The following is a 23,224-nucleotide window of genomic DNA, read 5'->3' as shown; positions in this document are numbered from 1 at the left end:
GTTAGGTGGGGGATGAATAAAACCCCCACTGATCAAAGTTTCACTTTATTGGTGTAAATCGATTTTTATTATGATAATTTAGAATTGTATAATAAAAAAGAGGGGATTCTATGGGGAGCAAAAAGAGAAAGCGAAAGCAAGCTAAAAGACAAAAGTACATAAAGAAAAAACAGGAGCAGAACATACCTTTTTCACAAAAAGTAGTCATTACGATAGAGAAATCATTTCGGTATATTTGTATGGCTCTGTATGTAATTTTGTGTATGTATTCATTTGGAGTGTTTTACAGTTTTGAGATAACTCCTAATATTATTGAGAGTATTTTAGTATTTATCCTTGTTGCAATAGAATTAGTCTTATTCGTTATATTTTTTGATACAGTATGGCCTAGTCATGAAAGTAAAAAAGATAGAAAAAGAAGTGAAAAATCTTCATACGCTTCAAGCTCATCAAGTGGATTCGGTGACTACAGTAGCAGTGATTGTAGTAGCTCAAGTGATGGTGGAGGAGATTGCGGAGGTGGTGGAGATTAAGGTGATTTTTCAGAAGAACGACTAATGAAAGGATGAGACGAAAGATGGAAACTGTGAACTTAATAGAATTAACAAAGGACATTCAAGATCAACATAAAAACTTCGTCGTTTCAAATATAAACAGTCATTGCTTACGAATCGCTGTATTTACTGGTGAATATGATTGGCACTATCATTCTAATTCGGATGAATTATTTATTGTGCTAGAGGGAGAGTTACTTATTGATTTTGAAGATGGAGAAACAGCGGTTTTAAAGCCAAATGATTCTATTTTAATTCCAGCATGTACGATTCATAGAACGAGAGCATTAAAGAGAACGGTAAATCTTTGTTTTGAACATATAGAGGCTGATACGACTAAAGTGGAGCAATTATGAAAAAATTATCTGTAGCTGATTATAGAAAAGTTCTTCCGGTTTTAGAAGGTAATACAAGAACGACGACGTTTGCTTATGCGGTATGTGATCAAATGATAGATGGTGAGGTTTTTATAAACGGGCAATTAACAGCAGGATTAATTATTACAGCTAACGGTATCTATTATTTATTTGGTGATACGGATGATCAAAATTATAACGAAGAGTTATTTTCATATTTAAAAACGGCTATTGAAAAAACAGAGAAGAGATTTACACTCTTCACTTCGAGTGAAGAGTGGGAAATGATGATAGAAGAGCGTTTTAGTAATGTACTTCGGAACATCCCGCGAATGAAATTTCAAAGCGTAACCTTTGAAGAGAGCCAACGAGATTTTAACAAAAATACATATGAAGTGAAGCGTATTGATAGAAGAGATATAGAGCGCAGCAGTGAATTTAAAGAGGAGTACTACAAAGAATATTGGGGATCAAAAGAAACTTTTTTGAACAGTGGTTTTGGATTTTGTATAGAACAAGCTGGAATAATTGTAGCTGAATGTGTCTCAATATTTAGCGGGAATGGTTATGCTGAAATAGATATTACAACACATGAAGCGCATCAAGGGAAAGGATTAGCTCAAGCTGTTGCAACACGGTTCATTGAACATTGCATGCAAAATGATATTATACCGAGCTGGGATTGTTATGTAGACAATATTCCTTCGCGAAAATTAGCTAGTAAATTAAGTTTTTATCATCCAATAGAATACAGTTTGTTTGTACGTAAGAAAACGGGGGAATAAAAATGAATGTAGAATTAACAAGATTTAAAGTTAAGCCTGGTAAGAGTCATCGAGTAGATGAATGGATGCAGCTTCTTAATGACAATATGAAAGAAGTACTTTTGACATTAAACGACGAAAAGATGTACGTTGAGACAATTTTCCGGGAAATAAGAGATGGAGAAGAGTACTTATATTGGTATTCTGTGCAAGGAGAAGGTGGTATTTTTGTCGAAAATTCGCATCATGAAATTGATAAAAAGCACTTAGCATTTTGGTATGAATGTATCGATGAAGAAGCACCGTCTATTGATATGAAAACAGAAGTTGTTATGATTCAAGATTTTGTGAAGGAAGCGATGAAATAATAGAATAGTATTTCAGAGAAGCGCATCAAAATGGATGTGCTTTTTATTATGGAATTTTTTTTAGAAAAGCTGTATACATTTTACGCTCTCAAACGTTGAGTATATAGAGAGGAGAGCCGAATGAGTCATGATACGTTTGAATCGTTATTAATAGAGAAATCAAAAGCTGTGTTTGGATACTTAATTAAGATTGGAGCAGATAGAAAAGAAGCAGAAGATATTGTGCAAGATACGTTGTATAAAGCTTTATTGCTTATGGAGGAAATACCGTTAGGACATTTAGCACCGTGGCTATTTAGAGTTGCAATCAACCAGCACCGAGATTTGCACCGGAAAGAAAAAAGACTAAATCCAATCGCAATTGAATCAGTCGTTCTTATTGGGCAAAAGTCATTAGATGAAGTGCTTTTAACAAGTGAGTTACAAGGAGAAGTACAAGAAATATTGGAGACGATGACGGAGGATTATCGTCATATTTTACTGTTGAAATATGAGTATGAACTATCTTATAAGGAAATTGCCATTTTATTAAGTATGAAAGAAGATACAGTAAAAACAAGCTTGTACCGTGCAAGAAATCAATTTAAAAAACTGTATAGGAGGAGAAATGATGAGTCGGAAGGACTTTAATTTGAATATGAATGATAAGCAGATGAAGACTTTGATGAAGAGAGCGAAGAGGAAGCAGTTTTGGAGAAACTGGCTTATTTCTATTTGTGCGTCCATTATGGTTATAGTAACTTTGTTTTTGGGTGCAGCTTACTTTTCTCAGCAAACATTTAGAAAAATGGAAAGAGAAATGAATGCACTACATATGGTTCAAGGGCCTAATATCCGTTTCAGCGGAAGCATGTATTTAAGTCTTGGTATGACAGGAAGTACAGTAATATATAACTCTTATAAAAATATAGCTGGTCAACCAGTGAAATGGGTAAATGATATATACGAATCTGGTATATGGAGTTATAGTATGAAGCATTACAATGGTGAACTTGTTAGTCTAGATGAGGAAAAAAGGGGTGAAGAGGCTGTTACGATGCCAGATTATAATGTGCAAACAATGCAGAGGGAAATGAGGTTTTATTTACCTTTCGTTACTTATAAAAATTATGTGGATGACCTGAAAAATATTGGAGATTTGCAAAATAAAGTTGCAGAAGTAGCCTTATCTTTTGATAAATCGTATACAGCTGAACAAATTACTGAGATGCTTCCGAAAAGTGTACAGCCAGTTTGGTTTTGGGTAGATACATATAATGAACAGAAAGGTGATTCTTATGTAGGGTTAAAAGATCCTAAAAATGGCGCAATATTAAATGCGGAAATGGCTAAAAATGTTTTTGGATTTGAAGGAAGTTATGCAAAAGTAAAAGAGGATGTGAAAAACGATTTAATAATAAACTCAAAAGAGTTTCTATACCAAATGAAGTATTTAGCAAAAAATAGTGAAGGTATACCAAGTGATTATTTTGAACAATATTATAAAGAAATAAAAAACACCAAACCAAAAGACCTACCAATATACGGTGTAGTCGTAACAGGAAAAACAGAGGATTTACAAAGTTTACAAGGGTCACCGTATATTAAGGCTGCTGTAAGAGGTGTAACAGTTGAGAAATATTGATTACAAGTAATTAATGTGAATAATCAGAAAATTTATGTTATAATATGGGAAAAGGAGGTTTATATGAGGCAAATACATGGAGCAATTTATATTTACATAACAATGTTTTTCGTGGCGATATCCTATGGATTGGGGCACGTGTATTCGCATCCTATACTCACTTTTTTAAGTGGAGCATGTATGGCGTTTGCGCTTCTTGTCCACCTTTTCTCAGTTTGGATCGTGAAATTTCAATTAAATATTAGTGAAATAGAAGAAGGCACTTTTTGAGTGGCCTTCTTTTTTAATAATATTTTGGAAGCTCTTGTAGCAATTTTTCAATTTCGAATTCGGTTTCTTCACATATAGAAAGTGTGCGTAGTCTGAAAAATAAGCTACGTAAGAAAGATTTTGTATTTCCATATAGAAACTCGTACGATTCAATAGGTAGTGCTTGTTTTTGGACCGGTAATTGAGCTACTAAGTCACGAAGGGCTAATATGAGTATTTCTTCTTTTAGGCCATTTTGCAGCATTGCGACAATCGGATAAACGAGACGCTCGTCTTCTTCATATTTGTAGTAAATAGAATGGACAAAAACTTTGTTTAACAAAGTTTTTAATATCTCTTCGTAATGTAAAGTTTCTAGTTTAGGACTATGAACAAGCGCCTCAAATGTATCGGAAGCATGAGCGATACTATGTGCCCAGCCGTGATCTGGAACATATCCGCGGAAATCATGTTCATTGTTCATATATAGAATTAATTGATCTTTTACAGTTAAAATATCATTCTGTGATAAGAAATTATGAGTTGTATCTGCATCTATAATGAGTGCAATTAATAAGGTCGTAAATGCGCGAGTAAATACAGCATCTTCATCATCTGAATGAATCTTATACAATAAATATTTTTCACCGATGCTTTCTAATAATAGTTTCTGTAACTGTGTGTGTGAAAGGTAGCGATTTTTGATGAGATGATAAAAAGTAGAGTAGATGAGTTTGTCCCTTAAATAGCTATCAGTATCGCCAATTTGCTCAAGCATATTGAAACTTAAAGAATCAATGTTAAGTGTGTTATCCAGTATGTAATTATTATTACGAATTTCTTCTAACCGTTGTTGTAACATATAAACCTCCTATTTTAGAAAAATCTGTATTTTTATAATATAATAAGAGGAAGAAATAGACAATAAATAAGTGCATTTGAATGGAGGGGGCATTATGAAGAGAGCATTATTCTTTTTCATTAGTATTTTCTTTTTAGGAAGCTGTTCCATTTCGTATGTTAATTTTTCTAGCGAGAGCAAAAGTTGGACTGGACAATATAAAGGGCATATTAAGGATGACAGTGAAGATGGAATGTTTACGTTTCAATATAAGGGTGGGGATGGAAAGACAGAATTTAAAAACTTAGAGATTGCTATTAATGGAGCCTTTAGTACAATGACAGAAACGTCAGAAAATCATAAAGGAGAAAAGGTTGAAATGAAATCTTCTTGTGTAAGTTGTGCACCTCTATCTAAAGATAAACCGATAGAAGTTGTGATTAAATGGGATGATAAGTATGAAGAGAAGATGGTGTTAAATTTGAAATAGCCTAGAGTAAGGAGTTAAAAATGAATAGGCATATGAAAATTGTTATGTTTTTAAGTATATTTCTAGTCATATTATCAGCGTGTACTACAAAACAAGTAGAGCAAGTAACTGTAAAAGAAGTGCCTAAAGAAGGGTATATCATATTAAGAAATGACACGGTGTTTTTTGCCGATGATAAAAAGTTTAACACAAAAGTAGAGTTACAAAATTATATAGAACAACAAATGAATAAAGACCATCCATCACATATAGTCTTGAGCTTTAAGGACAAATACGCATATAAACAGTTAAAAACAGGGGATAAAATAAAAGTATGGTTTTCTCAAATACTTGAAAGTTATCCAGCAAAAATGATTGTAGAGAAATTTGAAATAGTAGAGAAATAAAAAAAGGCAGCAATCACGCTGCCTTTTTTCTTATTTCACAAATTGTAATTCTTTCGGGAATTTCGTTAAAATTTCTGACCCGTCTTTTGTGATGTAAATATCATCTTCAATACGAACGCCACCTACGTTTGGTACGTAAATACCAGGTTCGATTGTGAAGACCATACCTTCTTTTAATGGAGATTCGTTACCAGTTTTTACATCTGGATATTCGTGAACGCTAATTCCAAGTCCGTGACCAAGTCGGTGTGGGAAGAAGTCTCCGTAACCTGCATCTGCGATAACAGAACGAGCAGCATTGTCGATTGCGCCAAGTGTAACACCTGGTTTACATGCTTCAACTGCTTGTAGTTGTCCAGCAAGTACAGTGTTGTAAATGCGGGTTTGTTCTTCAGAAATCTCGCCGAATGCTACTGTACGTGTAATATCAGAGCAATACCCTTCAATGATTACGCCTAAATCAAATAGTACGAAATCACCGCGCTTCATTTTGTTTGCGCCAGGAATACCGTGTGGAAGAGCAGAGTTTGCACCGGCTAATACCATCGTATCAAATGACATTTTATGTATGCCTTTTGTTTTTAATTCGTGTTCAATAATTGCTAATACTTCTAGCTCGCTGCGGTTTTCTTTAATTGCATTTACACCAACTTCAACAGCATAGTCTGCCATTTTAGCTGCTTCACGTAAAATAGAAAGTTCTTTTTCATCTTTAATTAAACGAAGTTCGCGAACTTTCTCCTCTGCCGATTTGAACGCTGCATTTGGGAATAATTTCGTTAACTCTTCGTAGCGCTCTACGTTTAAATGTTCTTTTTCAATTGCAACTGCATTTGCATTGATGCCGCGGTCTTTAATTGCTTTTGCAATCATATCCCATGGTCGATCAGTATCAGTGAATCCGATAATTTCATGTGCCCAGCCAGCGTTACGTGCTTGACCTTCTTCCATTTTAGGACAAATTAAAATAGGTTCTTTTTCTTGGAATACAAACATACCAAGTAATCTTTCATGCGGTTCACAGTGGAAGTTCGTCATGTAGAAGACGTTCGGTGTAGAAGTTAAGAACGCAGCTTCTACATTTTTTTCTTTTAGCCATTGCATTAAATTTTCTAATCTAGCATTCATTGATTGGCACCTCCGAGATTTCAATTACATGTATAACTTTACATCGGATGAAAGCGTTATGACAAGTAAATAGATGTTAGAAAAGACAGGGAATAGAGAAATCATGTAGAATAAAAAGTGTGAATGTAATAAGGGGAGGAATGTAATAATGAAAGTATCTTATCATGGACATTCAGTTGTGAAAATTGAGGTGAATGGAAAAGTTATTTTAATTGACCCGTTTTTAACAGGAAATCCGAAAACAGATTTAAAAGCTGAAGATGTCAAAGTGGATGCAATTCTTTTATCGCATGGACACGGTGATCATGTTGGAGATACAGTAGAACTTGCGAAGAAAAATAATGCAGTTGTTGTAGCGCCATTTGAACTAGCAACATTTTTAAGTTGGCAAGGTGTAAATACACATCCGATGCATATTGGTGGTTCACATGAATTTGACTTCGGAAAAGTGAAGTTTACACAAGCATTCCACGGCTCTAGTTATATTGACGAAGAAAATAAGACGATTACATATACAGGTATGCCAGCAGGTATTTTATTTACAGCAGAAGAGAAAACTGTATATCACGCAGGAGATACTGCACTATTCTCTGATATGAAGTTAATTGGGGAATTAAATAAAGTTGATCTAGCATTTTTACCAATTGGTGATAATTTCACAATGGGACCAGAAGATGCTGTACTAGCGGCAAAATGGATTAATGCGAAAACTGTTGTACCGATGCATTACAATACGTTCCCAGTTATTGAACAAGATCCATATCAATTTGTAGAAAAGCTACAAAATTGTACAGGGAAAGTATTAGAAGCTGGAGAAAGTATTACACTATAGAAAAGAAACCCTTCATTTGAAAAGAAAAGTGAAGGGTTTTTTACGTGTGTAGGACAGCTTTTAATGCTTGTATTTGTTTTGGTGATTCTTTTCTTTTTGTACGTGGTTGTTTAGGTGTTTCATTCAATTCCATCGCAACTTGTTTCCCATCTACGAAAGCTAAAAATATAGCACATACAACCTCTAAAAATTTTTTCATCATGTGTTCGCTCCTTTGTCTTATTTCTTGTCTTCATTGTATAGGGAATCAAGTGGGCGAACTATCGAATGAGATGACAATAGCATTACATTGTTGTCATAGAATGACTGGTGGAATGTAAGAGTCATTTTGTTATAAAAAAAATAGTACAGGTATGTAAAGAGAGAGTGTAACAGTTTTGAAAATATAGTATACTGAAAGTACAACACATGAAGAATTTAGGGAAAAGAAAGTATGGTGAAACCATTTGGCTACCAAGCATAACCAAATTTTAGAACATATTAATAGCCTGCCAGTAGGGCATAAAATTTCTGTAAGACAAATTGCGAAAGATTTGAGTGTAAGTGAAGGGACAGCTTACCGTGCAATTAAAGATGCAGAAAATAAAGGATATGTTAGTACAATTGAACGTGTCGGAACAATTCGAATTGAACAAAAGAAGAAAGAGAATATCGAAAAACTGACATATGCAGAAGTCGTTAACATTGTAGACGGTCAAGTACTTGGGGGCAGAGAAGGACTACATAAAACATTAAATAAATTCGTAATCGGAGCTATGAAATTAGAAGCGATGATGCGCTATACAGAAGCTGGGAATTTACTCATTATTGGTAACCGTACGAACGCACATCAATTAGCACTAGAAGCTGGAGCCGCTGTATTAATTACGGGCGGATTTGATACGGAAGATCATGTGAAAAAATTAGCAGACGAATTAAAGTTGCCGATTATTTCAAGTAGCTACGATACATTTACGGTCGCAACGTTAATTAACCGTGCAATTTATGATCAACTGATTAAGAAAGAAATTGTACTTGTTGAGGATATTTTAACACCAATTGAAGAAACATTATATTTAAAGCCGCATGATACAGTACAGCAATGGCATGCATATAACGAAGAGACAATGCACGGAAGATATCCAATTGTCGATGAAAATAAAAAAGTGCTAGGAATCGTAACTTCAAAAGATATGATTGGTGTAGCGAAAGAAACACCAATTGATAAAGTAATGACAAAACACCCAATTACAGTGAATGGTAAAATGTCTGTCGCAGCTGCGGCACGTATGATGGTGTGGGAAGGAATTGAATTACTTCCTGTCGTTGAGGAAGGAAATAAACTGCAAGGTATTATTAGCCGTCAAGATGTACTTCAGGCACTGCAAATGATTCAACGTCAGCCACAAGTTGGAGAAACAATTGATGATATCGTAACGAATCAATTTATGACGCCAAAAGAAGCGAAGAATGAGCATCTATATCAATTTTCAGTGACGCCGCAAATGACGAATTCAATCGGAACGTTATCGTACGGTGTATTTGCAACAATTGTGACAGAAGCGACAAATCGCGTCATTCGTGCGCAAAAGAAAAGCGATTTAATTGTTGAAAACTTAACGATTTATTTCGTAAAGCCGGTTCAGATTGATAATGTTGTATCCGTTCATCCGAAAGTATTAGAAATTGGCCGTAAATTTGGTAAGGTCGATGTAGAGGTGCATCATGAAGGTAATGTCGTTGGAAAAGCATTACTTATGGTTCAGTTAATCGATAAATAAAAAGATGGAACAAATCGTTTTGATTTGTTCTGTCTTTTTTTGTTGTTTTAAATTTGTAAGGCATGATTTTAGATGGGAGTTTTAGTGGAATAGGTATGAGATGGAGTGGAAAAGTAACGCAAGAAAAGACAGAATAGTAATTCAATTATGCCGTATATTGTGTTATGATTATATTGTAAGAAAATGGATTTCTGGAAGGTGGTATGCAATATGTCATCAACAGTACTCTTTTTTGGTAGTATCGCACTATTTTACTTTCTTGTGATGATACCGATTCAATATTTATATTTACAAGGTTTACATGAAAAAAAGAAAAAAACAGGATTATCTCAGCGAGAGCTATATGAAAAAATGTCTTTTGGGGAAGAACAATTACATCTTCATGTGCAAGGCAATCCATTCAATATCCCTTCTGCGTTTGTTGCATATATGATTTTGAAAGTTAAGGGACGTAAAAAAGCATCACAATATTGATGCTTTTTTTATGTTGCTTCATAGACTTCGGCTTCTTTAACTGCTAATGGTAAGAAGTGTTTGTATTGGCGAAACCCATTAAATACACTTGCACTACCAAATAGAACGAATAAAACACCAACGATAATACGAGCGGTTGAAAGTTCTAAAAAGAATTGGTTTACCCCGAAAAATAAAACGAATGAACCGAGTGCCATTGCGGATTTTCCTGAGAGCCAACCTTTTTCCATTGGGCGGTTTGTACGAAAGTATTTTGTTTTGTAAAAGAGGTACAACATAAATGAGACGATAATACAGAAGACTAATACTGGCATAATGAACACTCCCATCGCTTTGTGAAAAATAATAGAAAAGAAAAAGAAATGTCTAAACTTTCTAACTTCTATTATAAAGCAATTGTTCGCATGTATGAAATACTTTCCGTTATAATGGAGGATAAAGTGAAGAAGTTGATTAAAAAGGAGATTATACATATGCATGAGCAAATTTTAGGAGCAATTAAAGAATTTGATACAATTATTATTCATCGCCACGTGCGTCCGGACCCAGATGCATTAGGTTCACAGGGTGGCCTTGGTACAATTCTACAAGAATCGTTTCCAGAGAAAAATATTTATACGGTTGGGTACAATGAACCGTCGTTAGCGTACTTACGAGTAATGGATGATATTGAAGATAGTGTATACGAAAATGCGCTTGTTATCGTTTGTGATACTGCGAATCAAGAACGTGTTGATGATCAACGCTATACAAAAGGGAAGATGTTAATTAAAATTGATCATCATCCAAATGAAGATCCATATGGAGATATTACGTGGGTAGATACGGCAGCGAGTTCTACAAGTGAAATGATTTATGAGTTTTACACGTATGGAAAAGATAAAGGATTAAAAATAACAAAAGAAGCAGCTCGCCTTATTTTAGCTGGAATTGTTGGGGACACAGGTCGTTTCTTATTCCCGAATACAACAGCAAAAACACTTCGTTACGTAAGTGAGCTTGTTGATATGGGTTTGAAATTCACAGATTTATACAATGAAATGTATAAGACAAAAGAAAAAATTGCTCGTTTAAACGGTTATATTTTACAAAACTTTACGATGGTAGAAGAAGGAGCAGCTTACATTAAATTAACGAAAGAAGTATTAGAAGAGTTTGATGTACTTTCTTCTGAAGCATCTGGTGTTGTTGGAGCACTTGGCAATATTGACGGATTAAAGGCGTGGGTTCTATTTTTAGAGGAAGACGACGTAATTCGTGTTCGTCTTCGTTCAAAAGGACCAGTTATAAACAAATTAGCAATGCAATATAACGGTGGAGGACACCCGATGGCTTCTGGTGCGAAGGCATCTTCTTGGGAAGAAGCGGATCGTCTTTTTGCTGATTTACGTGAGATTTGTAAATAAGAGATTATATGTTAGAACGAAAAGAAGGAGTGGCGCTAAAGCCCTCCTTCTTTATTTTTCTTTCTCTATAGTAATGCTAATTTCAAGCACTGTATCAAAAGATATTGTATCGACTTTAAAACGGTATAGCCGATCGTAATGTTTGTACGTCTTGTTTTCGATTACCTTTTTGAGTAGGTCTTTATTTTTTGCGATACTTTGAATGTTTTTCGTTAAAAGATGCTGGAGATCATTATGGATAGATGTAGTCATATTTTCGAGTGTAAGATTGTCTAAATCGTATTTTTCTCGATTGATAAGTTTTATTTTAATCTCTTGAATGGTTAAGAGCCGTTTATTTTCAGTGTTCAATTTTTCTTGATCTTCGAGAAGGACGTGGAGTTTGGCTTCTTGTTTTTCTATAATTTCTCTTTGTTCTGCTATTTTACTAGCTTGTTCTTCTTGAAAAACACCGTATATGTACAAAAAAATAAACCAGCTCAACACGCCTCCAACAGCAGCACCAGCTAAAACTAAGTACCATCTTTTTGCTGTATTGGCACTTGGTACTCTCATACATGTTCCTGCGTTAGCCATTTAATAATAATGAGACCTGTTTGCATACCACCAGTTGCGAAAAAAATAAGGAGAATTTGTTTTACGATATCTTTCATATCTCCGCCAAAGAAACTTCTTTCAAAGCTATAAAAGGTATCGAATGTTCCGCCGATTGCTGCAACGAGTGCCCAAATTCTTAAATTTTGGGCGAATTGATTAATGTAAGTTAGAGCTGGTTTTCCGATAAGAAACGCACCAAATCCACCAATTAATGAACCGCCAAGTATAACCCCAAAGGCAATAAAATAACTAATAATAAGCAGAGAGAAAAAAGTATGTTCTCTTACATCCATCGTCATTCCCCTTTCTTCTTCATATATATGGACAAAGTATAAGAAGTATGTTTTGATTTCCGCTTTCCTCATCACCTATAATAAAAGTAGTCAAATAGGTAAAGAGAGGGTACAACAGTGAAGTTTGTGCATTTACAATGTCAAACCGTTTTTAGTTTATTAAAAAGTGCTTGTAAAATTGATGAGCTTGTAGCCAGGGCGAAAGAACTTGGTTTTTCATCGCTGGCTATTACGGATGAAAATGTTATGTATGGCGTTATTCCGTTTTATAAAGCATGTAAGAAACATGGTATACAGCCTGTTATTGGATTAACCGCTTCTATTTTTAGTGAAGAAGAAGAAAGGTCTTATCCGCTTGTATTACTTGCTGAGAATGAAATAGGTTACCAAAATTTATTAAAGATTTCTAGCAGTATTATGACAAAGTCCAAAGAAGGTATTCCTAAGAAGTGGCTTGCGCATTATGCGAAAGGATTAATTGCTATTTCACCAGGTAAAGATGGCGAAATTGAGCAATTATTACTAGAAGACAATGAGAGTCAGGCTGAAGAAGTAGCTCGCACATATCAAAATATGTTCGGCCATTTTTATATGAGTTTGCAGCATCATGCAATTCAAGATGAGTTGCTTTTACAAGAGAAGCTACCTGAATTTATTAGTAGGGTTAATATTGCAGTCGTTGCAACAAACGATGTGCGTTATATCAATCAAAGTGACGCACTTGTTCACGAATGTTTACTATCTGTTGAAAGTGGAACGAAAATGACTGATCCAGATAGGCCGAGGCTGAAAACAGATCAATATTATTTAAAATCATCGGATGAAATGGAAGCACTATTTTCCCATGCGCCGGAAGCGATCCAAAATACAATAAAAATTGCAGAGCGTTGCCAAGTAGAAATACCGTTCCATGTAAATCAACTTCCGAAGTTTCCTGTTCCGTCTAACGAAACGAGTGATATATACTTGCGTCGTGTTTGTGAAGAAGGTTTGCGGAAACGATATGGTGCGCCGAAAGAAGTGCATATAAAGCGTTTGGATCATGAATTAAATGTTATTTCTCGCATGGGATTTAGTGATTATTTCCTCATCGTATGGGATTTTATGAAGTATGCACATGAAAATCATATTTTAACAGGACCAGGTCGTGGATCGGCAGCTGGTTCACTCGTCTCATACGTATTAGAAATTACAGATATTGATCCGATTGAATACGATCTATTATTTGAAAGGTTTTTAAATCCTGAACGTGTGACGCTTCCAGATATTGATATTGATTTTCCAGACGTAAGACGTGATGAGATGATTCGCTATGTGAAAGATAAATACGGTCAGCTTCGTGTTGCGCAAATTGTAACGTTTGGTACGCTTGCAGCAAAAGCAGCAATTAGAGACATTGCCCGCGTAATGGGGCTTCCGCCGCGAGATATTGATATATTTTCAAAACTTATCCCATCAAAGCTCGGTATAACGTTAAAAGATGCATATGAAGAATCACAATCACTTCGTGAGTTTATACAAGGGAATCTTCTGCATGAGCGTGTGTTTGAAATCGCAAAACGTGTAGAAGGTTTACCACGTCATACGTCTATTCATGCGGCTGGCGTTATTATGAGTCAAGAACCGTTAACAGGCAGTGTAGCAATTCAAGAAGGACATAACGATGTTTATGTTACGCAATATCCAGCCGATGCGCTAGAAGAACTTGGGTTGCTTAAGATGGACTTTTTAGGGTTACGTAATTTAACGTTACTTGAAAATATTATAAAATTTATCGCGAACAAAACTGGGAAAGAAATCGATATAAGAAACTTACCTCTTCAAGATGAAAAGACGTTCCAATTATTAGGGAGAGGGGATACAACAGGTGTATTCCAGCTTGAGTCAGGTGGTATGCGAAATGTACTTCGCGGGTTAAAACCGAATGAGTTTGAAGATATCGTAGCTGTTAACTCGTTATACAGACCGGGGCCGATGGAACAGATACCGACCTTTATTGAATCGAAACATGGAAAAAGAAAAATTGAATATTTACATCCGGATTTAAAGCCAATTTTAGAAAGAACATACGGCGTCATTGTATACCAAGAACAAATTATGCAAATTGCATCGAAGTTAGCAGGGTTTTCGCTCGGAGAAGCAGATTTACTGCGCCGTGCAGTGAGTAAAAAAAATCGTGATATTTTAGATCAGGAACGTAAGCATTTTGTCCAAGGGTGTTTGCAAAATGGTTATGATGAGATGTCCGCTGAGAAAATTTATGATTTAATTGTAAGATTTGCGAATTACGGTTTTAACCGAAGTCACGCTGTAGCTTACAGTATGATCGGATATCAGCTTGCCTATTTGAAAGCGAACTATACGCTGGAATTTATGACGGCATTATTATCAAGCGCAATTGGAAATGAAGATAAAATTGTACAGTATATACGAGAAACGAAGCGGAAAGGCTTTCACGTTTTGCCGCCGTCTCTTCAGAGAAGTGGTTACAACTTCCAAATAGAAGGGAATGCGATACGTTACAGTTTACTTTCGATTCGAAATATTGGAATGGCTACAGTGACGGCATTATTAGAAGAACGAGAGAAAAAAATGTTCGAAGATTTGTTTGAATTTTGTCTCCGTATGCCGTCAAAGTTTGTGACGGAGCGCAATTTAGAAGCTTTCGTCTGGTCCGGATGTTTTGATGATTTTGGTGTTTCGAGAACGAATTTATGGAAAAGTATTAAAGGGGCATTAGAGTACGCGAATCTCGCACGTGATTTAGGAGATGCTGTTCCAAAATCAAAATACGTACAAGGAGAAGAGCTATCTTTTATTGAACAACTAAATAAAGAGAAGGAAGCACTTGGCTTTTATTTATCAAGTTATCCGACAGCGCAGTATGTAAAGTTAGCAAAAGAATTAGAAATTCCATCTCTCGCTCAGGCGATGCGACACAAGAAAAAAGTACAAAGAGCTATTGTGTATATAACAAGTGTGAGAGTGATTCGTACGAAAAAGTTTCAAAAGATGGCATTTATTACATTCTGTGATCAAAATGATGAAATGGAAGCAGTCCTCTTCCCGGAAACGTATATACATTTCTCGGACAAGTTACAAGAAGGAGCAATTGTTTTAGTTGACGGTACGATTGAGCTAAGAAATCATAAGCTGCAATGGATTGTAAATGGGCTATATCCGCTAGAGGAAATGGATGTTTATGAAGAAAAGAAAGACGCATCTGTTTACGTGAAATTGCCGTCTCAGTATGAGAAAAAGCTTTTAAATCAGGTTACGAAAATATTGTTCGACTATTCAGGTTTTGCGAAAGTACTAATTTATTATGAAAAGGAACATAAAATGGTACAATTATCTCGGAGTTTATCGATTCATCCAAGTGAAGAATGTTTAGGAGCACTTCGTGAAATTGTCGGGGAAGAAAATGTAGTTGTGAAAATATAATGGACAATTTCCCTACACTTCGATTATTATAGTAGTAGTGTTCGTGGTCAGACCACTTGGAGAAATTGATATCAGCAAGATTAATTTGAGGAGAGTGGATAGTTTGTCAACACTTCGTGAAGAAGCACTTCACATGCATAAAGTGCATCAAGGAAAATTAGAAACTGTATCAAAAGTAAAAGTAGAAAATGCAAAAGATTTAAGTCTTGCATATTCTCCAGGGGTTGCAGAACCTTGTAAAGAAATTTATGACGATAAAAGTAAGGTATATGAATATACGATGAAGGGAAATATGGTAGCAGTTGTGACAGACGGAACAGCTGTACTTGGTCTTGGTAACATTGGACCTGAAGCATCTCTTCCAGTAATGGAAGGTAAAGCTGTATTATTCAAGAGCTTTGCTGGTGTAGATGCATTCCCGATTGCCTTAAATACAAACGATGTAGATAAAATTGTTGAAACTGTAAAATTAATGGAGCCAACTTTTGGCGGCGTTAACTTAGAAGATATCGCAGCACCAAACTGCTTCATTATTGAAGAGCGTTTGAAAAAAGAAACAAATATTCCTATCTTCCATGATGATCAACACGGAACAGCTATCGTAACAGTAGCAGGTCTTGTAAATGCACTGAAATTAGTTGGAAAGAAAATGTCTGACATTAAAGTTGTCGCAAATGGCGCAGGTGCAGCAGGTATTGCAATTATTAAACTTTTATATCGCTATGGTGTACGCGACATTATTATGTGTGACCGTAAAGGGGCAATCTATGATGGTCGTCCTACAGGTATGAATCCGGTGAAGGATGAAGTTGCAAAATATACAAATAAGAATCGTATAGAAGGTTCTTTAGCTGATGTTGTACAAGGTGCGGACGTATTCATTGGTGTATCTGCAGAAGGTGCATTAACAGAAGAGATGGTTCGTACAATGAATGACAATGCGATTATTTTTGCAATGGCAAATCCAGTTCCAGAAATTATGCCAGAATTGGCAAAAGCAGCGGGCGCAGCTGTTGTTGGAACAGGTCGTTCTGACTTCCCGAACCAAGTAAATAATGTACTGGCGTTCCCTGGTATTTTCCGCGGTGCACTTGACGTACATGCGACACAAATTAACGAAGAAATGAAGATGGCAGCTGTACAGGCTATTGCTGAGCTTGTAGCAGAAGATGAGTTGAATGCAGACTATATCATTCCAGCACCATTTGACGCGCGTGTAGCGCCTCAAGTAGCGGCTTACGTTGCAAAAGCAGCAATGGAGACAGGAGTAGCTCGCCGTCAAGTAGATCCAAATGAGATCGCTGAAAAAACAAAACAATTAGCGCTGATTGGTAAAGAATAAGCGAGGAATTTCCATTGACATCATCAAATACAAAAGTATATCTCGAAATTGTAAAAAAAATCCGTTCCATTATGGAAGAGGATGGATTGGTAGCGGGGGATCGTTTGCCGTCTGAGCGTGAGTTAAGTTCACGCTTAAACGTAGGACGTTCCTCTGTAAGAGAAGCATTGCGTGCTTTAGAACTGGTAGGATTGATTGAAACGAGACGTGGTGAAGGGACGTTTATTCGAAACTTTTATGATAACGGCCTTGTACAATTAATTGCTCCGTTCTTACTGCAAGATGAGAAAACAATTCGTGATTTATTACAAACGAAACGATTGCTTGAGAAAGATATGATTCGAATTGTATGTAATTTACCGAAAGAAACATTTTCTAAAGTACTAAGTAGATTACACCAAGTACTTGAAGGAAATGAAAACTCAATCCAAACGCTTCATCAAACGTTCTTTAAAACACTTATTGAACAAGTCGATAATTATTTACTATATCGCATTTGGATGATCGTAAATGATTACGTAGCAACTCTTTCTTGTAAAGTTTCAAGAGATTCTATCGATATGTATAGAAAGCTTTATGCTACTTTGGAAGAAAAACAAGAAAATGATGCACTAAAAATTTACGATGAATTAGTAGAGAATATACAGTTTCACTCGTAATGTATAAAATTTGTCGAAATGACCATGACACGTTATGACAAACATTCTACCGCGTAGCGGTTAAAGTTAAACGTAAAGAGTGAGGTTATTAGACAGATTGAGAAGATAAGGCTAACATCAAACTTTGGTGTTAGCCCCATTTTCTTCTTACGCTAACCTTAGCTCTCAACGAAGGGGGTCAAATTGTGCTAAGAGATTTATTCGTGAAAAAGAAAAAGTACGCTGCAATACCTTCAGAACAAGTACGAAAAGATGTACCAGATGGCGTTATGACAAAATGTCCGGAATGTAAAAAAATCATGTATACGAAAGAACTTCTAAAAAATTTAAAAGTATGTGTGAATTGTGGATATCATCATCCTATGAATGCATGGGAACGTCTTGATAGTATATTGGACGAAGGGTCATTCCGTGAGTATGACAAAGAAATGGTTTCATTAAATCCACTCGAGTTTCCAGGTTATGAAGAGAAACTAGAGAGCGATCGTAAGAAGACTGAATTGAACGAAGCGGTTGTAACTGGTGAAGGAACAATTGATGACATGCTTGTTGTTGTTGCAGTAATGGATTCTCGTTTTCGAATGGGGAGCATGGGCTCTGTAGTAGGAGAGAAAATCGCCCGTGCGGTTGAAAAGGCGTACGACTTACAAGTTCCATTTATTATCTTTACTGCTTCGGGTGGTGCCCGTATGCAAGAAGGTATATTAAGTTTAATGCAAATGGCAAAAACAAGCGTAGCTTTGAAAAAGCATAGTAATGCAGGAGGATTATTTATTTCTGTTATGACTCACCCGACGACGGGCGGGGTTTCAGCGAGTTTCGCTTCACTTGGTGATTATAATCTTGCAGAACCAGGTGCACTTATCGGATTTGCTGGTAGACGTGTAATTGAACAAACGGTGCGTGAGAAACTACCGGAAGATTTCCAAACGGCAGAATTCTTACTAGATCATGGTCAATTAGATGCGGTGGTGCATCGTGATGATATGAGAGAATCGCTTCGCAAGATTTTAGAAGTTCATCAAGGAGGGGGAATGGCTGTATGGCAGAGCTAGAATTTGAAAAACCAGTTGTTGAGCTAAGAAATAAGATTCGTGAACTGAAAGACTATACGAAAAACAGCCAGATGGACTTCAGTGAGGAGATTCGTATTTTGGAAGACAAGCTAGAAAATTTAGAGGAAGATATATACGGTAATCTGAAAGTATGGGACCGTGTTCAAATTGCTCGTCATGCAGAACGACCGACAACGCTCGATTATATTGAGCACTTATTTACTGATTTTTTCGAATGTCATGGAGATCGTCTATTTGGCGATGATGCAGCGATTGTCGGCGGCATTGCGAAATATAAAGGGATGCCTGTAACTGTAATTGGGCATCAGCGCGGAAAAGATACGAAAGAAAATATTCGCCGTAACTTTGGAATGCCTCATCCAGAAGGATATCGAAAAGCATTACGCTTAATGAAGCAGGCGGAAAAGTTCAATCGTCCTATTATTTGTTTTATTGATACGAAAGGGGCTTATCCTGGTAAAGCTGCTGAAGAACGTGGTCAAAGTGAAGCTATCGCCCGCAATTTATTTGAAATGGCAGGTTTAACTGTACCTGTTATTTGTATTGTTATCGGTGAAGGTGGTAGTGGCGGTGCGCTGGGCCTTGGAGTTGGAGATTACATTCATATGCTAGAAAATTCCACTTATTCTGTTATTACACCAGAGGGTGCAGCGGCAATTCTTTGGAAAGATGCAGGAAAAGCAAAGGAAGCTGCAGAGGCAATGAAAATTACAGCAGCAGATTTGAAAGAATTAGGTGTAATTGATGAAATTATTCCAGAGGCAAAAGGTGGAGCTCACCGTAATCTTTTGAAACAGTCAGAAAATATAGACTTAATGATTAGAAAAACTTTTGAACAATTAAACGAAATTTCGAAAGATGAATTAATCGAAAAACGTTATGAAAAATATATGAAAATTGGGCAAGTTTCGTTTTCAAACGCTTCCATTGGGATAAAATAATAAAAGCGTGCGTTCCTCTTCGCGAATGCACGTTTTTATTATGAAAAGACACATCTTCTCCATTGTGTTTTTATATTTTTTCGTGTTATTTTATTATAAGGCAAATAATCTTTATGAGGTGAGTACAAATGAAACGTATTGGTGTATTAACAAGTGGTGGAGATTCACCTGGTATGAATGCTGCCATTCGTGCAGTTGTTCGTAAAGCGATTTTCCATGATATTGAAGTATATGGTATTTACCATGGATACGCTGGATTAATTTCTGGTCACATTGAAAAATTAGAACTTGGTTCTGTTGGCGATATTATCCACCGCGGTGGTACGAAATTATATACAGCAAGATGTCCTGAGTTTAAAGATCCAGAAGTACGACTAAAAGGTATCGAGCAATTAAAGAAACATGGTATCGAAGGACTTGTTGTTATTGGTGGAGATGGTTCTTACCAAGGCGCTAAAAAATTAACTGAACAAGGATTCCCATGTGTTGGTGTACCAGGTACAATCGACAATGATATCCCTGGAACAGACTTCACAATTGGTTTCGATACAGCTTTAAACACTGTTATTGATGCAATTGATAAAATCCGTGACACAGCTACATCTCATGAACGTACATATGTTATCGAAGTAATGGGACGTCACGCTGGTGATATCGCATTATGGGCTGGTTTAGCTGATGGTGCAGAAACAATCTTAATTCCAGAAGAAGAGTATGACATGGATGATGTTATCGCTCGTCTGAAGCGCGGTAGTGAACGTGGTAAAAAACACAGTATTATCGTTGTAGCTGAAGGTGTTGGAAGTGCAATTGACATCGGTAAGCACATTGAAGAAGCAACAAACTTTGATACTCGTGTAACTGTATTAGGTCACGTACAACGTGGCGGATCACCAAGTGCACAAGACCGTGTATTAGCAAGTCGTCTTGGCGCAAGAGCAGTTGAATTATTAATTGCTGGTAGAGGTGGACGTTGTGTAGGTATTCAAGATAACAAACTTGTTGATCATGATATTATCGAAGCGTTAGCTCAAAAGCATACAATCGATAAAGATATGTATCAATTATCTAAAGAATTATCCATCTAATCGGCGTAATGTCGGATATTTGGGAACGGTTTCATAATTTTCGGAGGTGCAATATGCGTAAAACTAAAATTGTATGTACTATAGGTCCTGCTAGTGAAAGTATTGAAAAATTAGAGCAATTAATTGAAGCAGGTATGAACGTTGCTCGTTTAAACTTCTCTCATGGTAGCCATGAAGAGCACGGAGCTCGTATTAAAAACATTCGTGAAGCTTCAAAGAAAACTGGTAAAACAGTTGGTATCTTACTTGATACAAAAGGTCCAGAAATCCGTACTCACGACTTCGTAGACGGACAAGCTGAGCTTGTAACAGGTGCAGAAGTAGTTCTTTCTACTGAGCAAGTATTAGGTACTGCAGAGAAGTTCTCTGTATCTTATGCTGGTCTTTATGACGATGTAGACCCAGGTTCTCGCATTCTAATCGATGACGGTCTTATCGAACTAGAAGTAATCGAAAAAGCTGATGGAAACATCCGTACAAAAGTTCTTAACAGCGGAACTGTGAAAAATAAAAAAGGTGTTAACGTACCAAACGTAAGCATTAAGCTTCCTGGTATCACTGAAAAAGACGTAAAAGATATCATCTTCGGTATCGAGCAAAAAGTTGATTTCATCGCAGCTTCATTCGTACGTAAAGCGTCTGACGTATTAGAAATCCGTGAATTATTAGAAGAGCATAACGCTCAATACATCCAAATCGTACCAAAAATCGAAAACCAAGAAGGTATCGACAACATCGATTCAATCTTAGAAGTTTCTGACGGTTTAATGGTAGCTCGTGGTGATATGGGTGTAGAAATTCCACCAGAAGAAGTACCATTAGTACAAAAACGTCTAATCAAAAAATGTAACGTGTTAGGTAAACCAGTTATTACTGCGACACAAATGTTAGACTCTATGCAACGTAACCCACGTCCAACTCGTGCGGAAGCAAGTGACGTAGCTAACGCAATCTTCGATGGTACAGATGCAATCATGCTTTCAGGTGAAACAGCTGCTGGTCAATACCCGGTAGAAGCAGTAACAATGATGGCTAACATTGCAGTACGTGTTGAAAAATCATTACAATACGAAGATATGTTCAAAAAACGTATTAAAGAGTTCACTCCAACAATTACAGATGCAATTAGCCAATCTGTTGCGCATACAGCACTTGCTCTTGATGTAGCTGCAATCGTAGCTCCAACAGAAAGTGGACATACTGCGAAAATGATCTCTAAATACCGTCCAAAATCTCCAATCGTAGCTGTAACATCTGACGAGCAAGTAGGGCGTCGTCTTGCGCTTGTTTGGGGTGTACAAGCATTTATGGCTGAGAAGCGCGCGGCTTCAACTGACGAAATGCTAGATACAGCAATTCAAACAGGTATGGATGCAGGTCTAATCGGACTTGGAGATACTGTAGTAATTACTGCTGGTGTTCCAGTTGCTGAAACTGGTACAACAAACTTAATGAAAATCCACGTTGTTGGTGAAGAAGTTGCTAAAGGACAAGGAATCGGTCGTAAAGCTGCAAAAGGTAAAGTAGTTGTAGCAAAAACAGCTGCTGAAGCTGTAGCGAACGTAAACGAAGGTGATATCCTTGTTACAACAAGTACTGATAAAGATATGATTCCTGCAATCGAAAAAGCTGCTGCTTTAGTTGTAGAAGAAGGTGGCTTAACAAGCCATGCGGCTGTTGTAGGCGTATCAATCGGTATTCCTGTTATCGTTGGTGTAAGCGGCGTAACAGTAACTTTAAAAAATGGCCAAGAAGTAACAGTTGATGCAGCACGCGGAATTGTTTATAATGGACATGCGGAAGTGCTATAAGTAATACGGAGAGAAGGATCGGAGTCCTTCTCTTTTTTTTTACACAAAAACGAGATGGAATTAGCTTAAAATGCCTAGAATTGCTTTTGAAAGCTGTTTGTTATGGGTTTTAATATGAAAGGGTATCTATATTTCATATGATGTATATAGGCGTTGTGAGGGCGTTAAAAGTGAGTTGAGAGAGAGGTGTAGAACTATGAAGTGGTTACTATTCTTGTTTATTTTAATACCGGCGATTGAGATTACGGTCTTAATTGGATCAAGTCATGTAATAGGATTATGGTCTACGTTCGCTATGATTGTATTTACAGGTGTTGTAGGTGTGTATTTGGCGAAAAGACAAGGATTTAAAGTGCTTGGAGAAATTCGATCTAAGTTGAATAGAGGGGAAATGCCAGGTGAGGCAGTACTAGATGGTATTTTTGTATTTGTAGGAGGTATTCTCTTGGTGCTTCCTGGGTATGTGACAGATGTGCTAGGGTTTATATGCGTGATCCCTATTACGAGAGCTTTATTGAAGCCGCTTGTTATGAAGTGGATGGAATGGAAATTTAGAAAGAACTCTACTATTATCATTCAGAAATAGCACTTAGATTATAACGATCTAAGTGCTATTTTTTTGTCTTGTAAGAGGAGAGGAACTTTGTGATTGAAGTTTGGCTTTATCGCACCGTTTGTGGGGTGGATTTCTATCTCAAAGCTGTGCTGCTCGTAAGTGTCTGATGCGTGGGGGATGAACAA

General features: G+C 36.6%; 27 protein-coding genes. 21 read left to right on the top strand and 6 right to left on the bottom strand.

From position 1 onward, the window contains the following. Positions 1–110: 110 nt before the first annotated feature. The 7 genes from JFU02_RS14375 (at position 111) to JFU02_RS14345 (ending at position 3,936) form a co-directional block, all read left to right on the top strand. Positions 111–533 (top strand): hypothetical protein, encoded by a 423-nt coding sequence (locus tag JFU02_RS14375; protein ID WP_061666058.1) that lies wholly within the window; start codon positions 111–113, stop codon positions 531–533. Between the two features lie 44 nt (positions 534–577). Next, complete coding sequence (locus tag JFU02_RS14370) at positions 578–910, top strand: cupin domain-containing protein (RefSeq protein ID WP_086405838.1); 333 nt, start codon at positions 578–580, stop codon at positions 908–910. Continuing rightward, positions 907–1,695, top strand: a complete 789-nt coding sequence (locus JFU02_RS14365; protein WP_000736716.1) for a GNAT family N-acetyltransferase — start codon at positions 907–909, stop codon at positions 1,693–1,695. Before JFU02_RS14370 ends, JFU02_RS14365 begins: the two co-directional genes overlap by 4 nt. A 2-nt stretch (positions 1,696–1,697) precedes the next feature. Beyond that, the gene (locus tag JFU02_RS14360; RefSeq protein ID WP_086405839.1) at positions 1,698–2,042 is read left to right on the top strand and encodes a DUF6176 family protein; all 345 of its coding nucleotides are present in this window, start codon (positions 1,698–1,700) and stop codon (positions 2,040–2,042) included. Between the two features lie 120 nt (positions 2,043–2,162). Further along, positions 2,163–2,672, top strand: coding sequence for an RNA polymerase sigma factor (locus tag JFU02_RS14355; RefSeq protein ID WP_000017720.1), 510 nt, complete (start codon positions 2,163–2,165; stop codon positions 2,670–2,672). After that, entirely contained in the window at positions 2,653–3,666 is a 1,014-nt protein-coding gene (locus JFU02_RS14350; RefSeq protein WP_098285434.1) for an anti sigma factor C-terminal domain-containing protein, read from the top strand. The genes JFU02_RS14355 and JFU02_RS14350 overlap by 20 nt, the downstream gene beginning before the upstream one ends. Before the next feature lie 63 nt (positions 3,667–3,729). Next, the gene (locus JFU02_RS14345) at positions 3,730–3,936 is read left to right on the top strand and encodes a hypothetical protein (protein ID WP_001248905.1); all 207 of its coding nucleotides are present in this window, start codon (positions 3,730–3,732) and stop codon (positions 3,934–3,936) included. Between the two features lie 13 nt (positions 3,937–3,949). Here the strand turns inward: JFU02_RS14345 and JFU02_RS14340 are convergent, their stop codons facing one another. Continuing rightward, the gene (locus tag JFU02_RS14340; RefSeq protein ID WP_061666059.1) at positions 3,950–4,777 is read right to left on the bottom strand and encodes a DUF2785 domain-containing protein; all 828 of its coding nucleotides are present in this window, start codon (positions 4,775–4,777) and stop codon (positions 3,950–3,952) included. Positions 4,778–4,871: 94 nt separating this feature from the next. Between JFU02_RS14340 and JFU02_RS14335 the strand changes: the two genes are divergently transcribed. Next, a complete protein-coding gene (locus JFU02_RS14335) occupies positions 4,872–5,246 on the top strand; it encodes a hypothetical protein (RefSeq protein ID WP_000816699.1) in 375 nt (124 codons plus the stop codon). A gap of 20 nt (positions 5,247–5,266) precedes the next feature. Next, the gene (locus JFU02_RS14330; RefSeq protein WP_061666060.1) at positions 5,267–5,632 is read left to right on the top strand and encodes a DUF3221 domain-containing protein; all 366 of its coding nucleotides are present in this window, start codon (positions 5,267–5,269) and stop codon (positions 5,630–5,632) included. Between the two features lie 30 nt (positions 5,633–5,662). On the opposite strand, the gene pepQ is transcribed toward JFU02_RS14330, so the two are convergent. Then, a complete protein-coding gene (gene pepQ / locus JFU02_RS14325; protein WP_061666061.1) occupies positions 5,663–6,760 on the bottom strand; it encodes a Xaa-Pro dipeptidase in 1,098 nt (365 codons plus the stop codon). 148 nt (positions 6,761–6,908) lie between these two features. On the opposite strand from pepQ, the gene JFU02_RS14320 reads away from it, so the two are divergent. Continuing rightward, entirely contained in the window at positions 6,909–7,592 is a 684-nt protein-coding gene (locus tag JFU02_RS14320; protein ID WP_061666062.1) for a metal-dependent hydrolase, read from the top strand. 40 nt (positions 7,593–7,632) lie between these two features. On the opposite strand, the gene JFU02_RS14315 is transcribed toward JFU02_RS14320, so the two are convergent. Next, positions 7,633–7,794 (bottom strand): hypothetical protein, encoded by a 162-nt coding sequence (locus tag JFU02_RS14315; RefSeq protein ID WP_086405842.1) that lies wholly within the window; start codon positions 7,792–7,794, stop codon positions 7,633–7,635. Between the two features lie 244 nt (positions 7,795–8,038). Between JFU02_RS14315 and JFU02_RS14310 the strand changes: the two genes are divergently transcribed. Together JFU02_RS14310 and JFU02_RS14305 are read left to right on the top strand one after the other, a co-directional pair. Beyond that, a complete protein-coding gene (locus JFU02_RS14310) occupies positions 8,039–9,352 on the top strand; it encodes a CBS domain-containing protein (protein ID WP_000201577.1) in 1,314 nt (437 codons plus the stop codon). A gap of 210 nt (positions 9,353–9,562) precedes the next feature. After that, complete coding sequence (locus JFU02_RS14305) at positions 9,563–9,826, top strand: DUF3949 domain-containing protein (RefSeq protein ID WP_000099738.1); 264 nt, start codon at positions 9,563–9,565, stop codon at positions 9,824–9,826. Positions 9,827–9,834: 8 nt separating this feature from the next. Here JFU02_RS14305 and JFU02_RS14300 read toward each other — a convergent pair whose 3' ends face one another. Then, positions 9,835–10,140 carry a YtpI family protein gene (locus JFU02_RS14300; RefSeq protein WP_016080095.1) on the bottom strand — a complete coding sequence of 102 codons (306 nt, stop codon included), beginning with the start codon at positions 10,138–10,140 and terminating at the stop codon, positions 9,835–9,837. 159 nt (positions 10,141–10,299) lie between these two features. Between JFU02_RS14300 and JFU02_RS14295 the strand changes: the two genes are divergently transcribed. Beyond that, on the top strand, positions 10,300–11,232 hold the full coding sequence (locus JFU02_RS14295) for a DHH family phosphoesterase (RefSeq protein ID WP_000545133.1): 933 nt from the start codon (positions 10,300–10,302) through the stop codon (positions 11,230–11,232). A gap of 51 nt (positions 11,233–11,283) precedes the next feature. Here the strand turns inward: JFU02_RS14295 and ytrI are convergent, their stop codons facing one another. After that, on the bottom strand, positions 11,284–11,787 hold the full coding sequence (gene ytrI, locus JFU02_RS14290) for a sporulation membrane protein YtrI (protein ID WP_001265736.1): 504 nt from the start codon (positions 11,785–11,787) through the stop codon (positions 11,284–11,286). Next, the gene (locus JFU02_RS14285) at positions 11,784–12,197 is read right to left on the bottom strand and encodes a YtrH family sporulation protein (protein ID WP_002005839.1); all 414 of its coding nucleotides are present in this window, start codon (positions 12,195–12,197) and stop codon (positions 11,784–11,786) included. Before JFU02_RS14285 ends, ytrI begins: the two co-directional genes overlap by 4 nt. A gap of 42 nt (positions 12,198–12,239) precedes the next feature. On the opposite strand from JFU02_RS14285, the gene dnaE reads away from it, so the two are divergent. From dnaE to JFU02_RS14245, 8 genes are all read left to right on the top strand, one after another. Beyond that, positions 12,240–15,566, top strand: coding sequence for a DNA polymerase III subunit alpha (gene dnaE / locus JFU02_RS14280; RefSeq protein WP_098301259.1), 3,327 nt, complete (start codon positions 12,240–12,242; stop codon positions 15,564–15,566). A 133-nt stretch (positions 15,567–15,699) separates the two neighbouring features. Continuing rightward, positions 15,700–16,908 (top strand): NADP-dependent malic enzyme, encoded by a 1,209-nt coding sequence (ystJ, locus tag JFU02_RS14275; protein WP_161114790.1) that lies wholly within the window; start codon positions 15,700–15,702, stop codon positions 16,906–16,908. 14 nt (positions 16,909–16,922) lie between these two features. Beyond that, positions 16,923–17,567, top strand: coding sequence for a FadR/GntR family transcriptional regulator (locus JFU02_RS14270; protein WP_061666064.1), 645 nt, complete (start codon positions 16,923–16,925; stop codon positions 17,565–17,567). Positions 17,568–17,752: 185 nt separating this feature from the next. Then, positions 17,753–18,622 (top strand): acetyl-CoA carboxylase, carboxyltransferase subunit beta, encoded by an 870-nt coding sequence (gene accD / locus JFU02_RS14265; protein WP_000942858.1) that lies wholly within the window; start codon positions 17,753–17,755, stop codon positions 18,620–18,622. Next, the gene (gene accA / locus JFU02_RS14260) at positions 18,610–19,584 is read left to right on the top strand and encodes an acetyl-CoA carboxylase carboxyl transferase subunit alpha (RefSeq protein WP_086405843.1); all 975 of its coding nucleotides are present in this window, start codon (positions 18,610–18,612) and stop codon (positions 19,582–19,584) included. The genes accD and accA overlap by 13 nt, the downstream gene beginning before the upstream one ends. A gap of 128 nt (positions 19,585–19,712) precedes the next feature. Further along, complete coding sequence (pfkA, locus tag JFU02_RS14255; protein WP_000821158.1) at positions 19,713–20,672, top strand: 6-phosphofructokinase; 960 nt, start codon at positions 19,713–19,715, stop codon at positions 20,670–20,672. A 53-nt stretch (positions 20,673–20,725) separates the two neighbouring features. Beyond that, positions 20,726–22,483: a pyruvate kinase gene (gene pyk / locus JFU02_RS14250; RefSeq protein ID WP_098838546.1), complete on the top strand. Its 1,758-nt coding sequence runs from the start codon at positions 20,726–20,728 to the stop codon at positions 22,481–22,483. A 196-nt stretch (positions 22,484–22,679) separates the two neighbouring features. Beyond that, positions 22,680–23,069, top strand: a complete 390-nt coding sequence (locus tag JFU02_RS14245) for an FxsA family protein (RefSeq protein WP_097888539.1) — start codon at positions 22,680–22,682, stop codon at positions 23,067–23,069. Positions 23,070–23,224 lie beyond the last annotated feature (155 nt).

The organism is Bacillus sp. TH13 (assembly GCF_016651175.1).
GTDB classification, from domain to species: domain Bacteria; phylum Bacillota; class Bacilli; order Bacillales; family Bacillaceae_G; genus Bacillus_A; species Bacillus_A thuringiensis_S.
The sequence above is the reverse complement of the archived record's forward strand: the minus strand, read 5'-3'. Positions and strand labels throughout refer to the sequence as shown.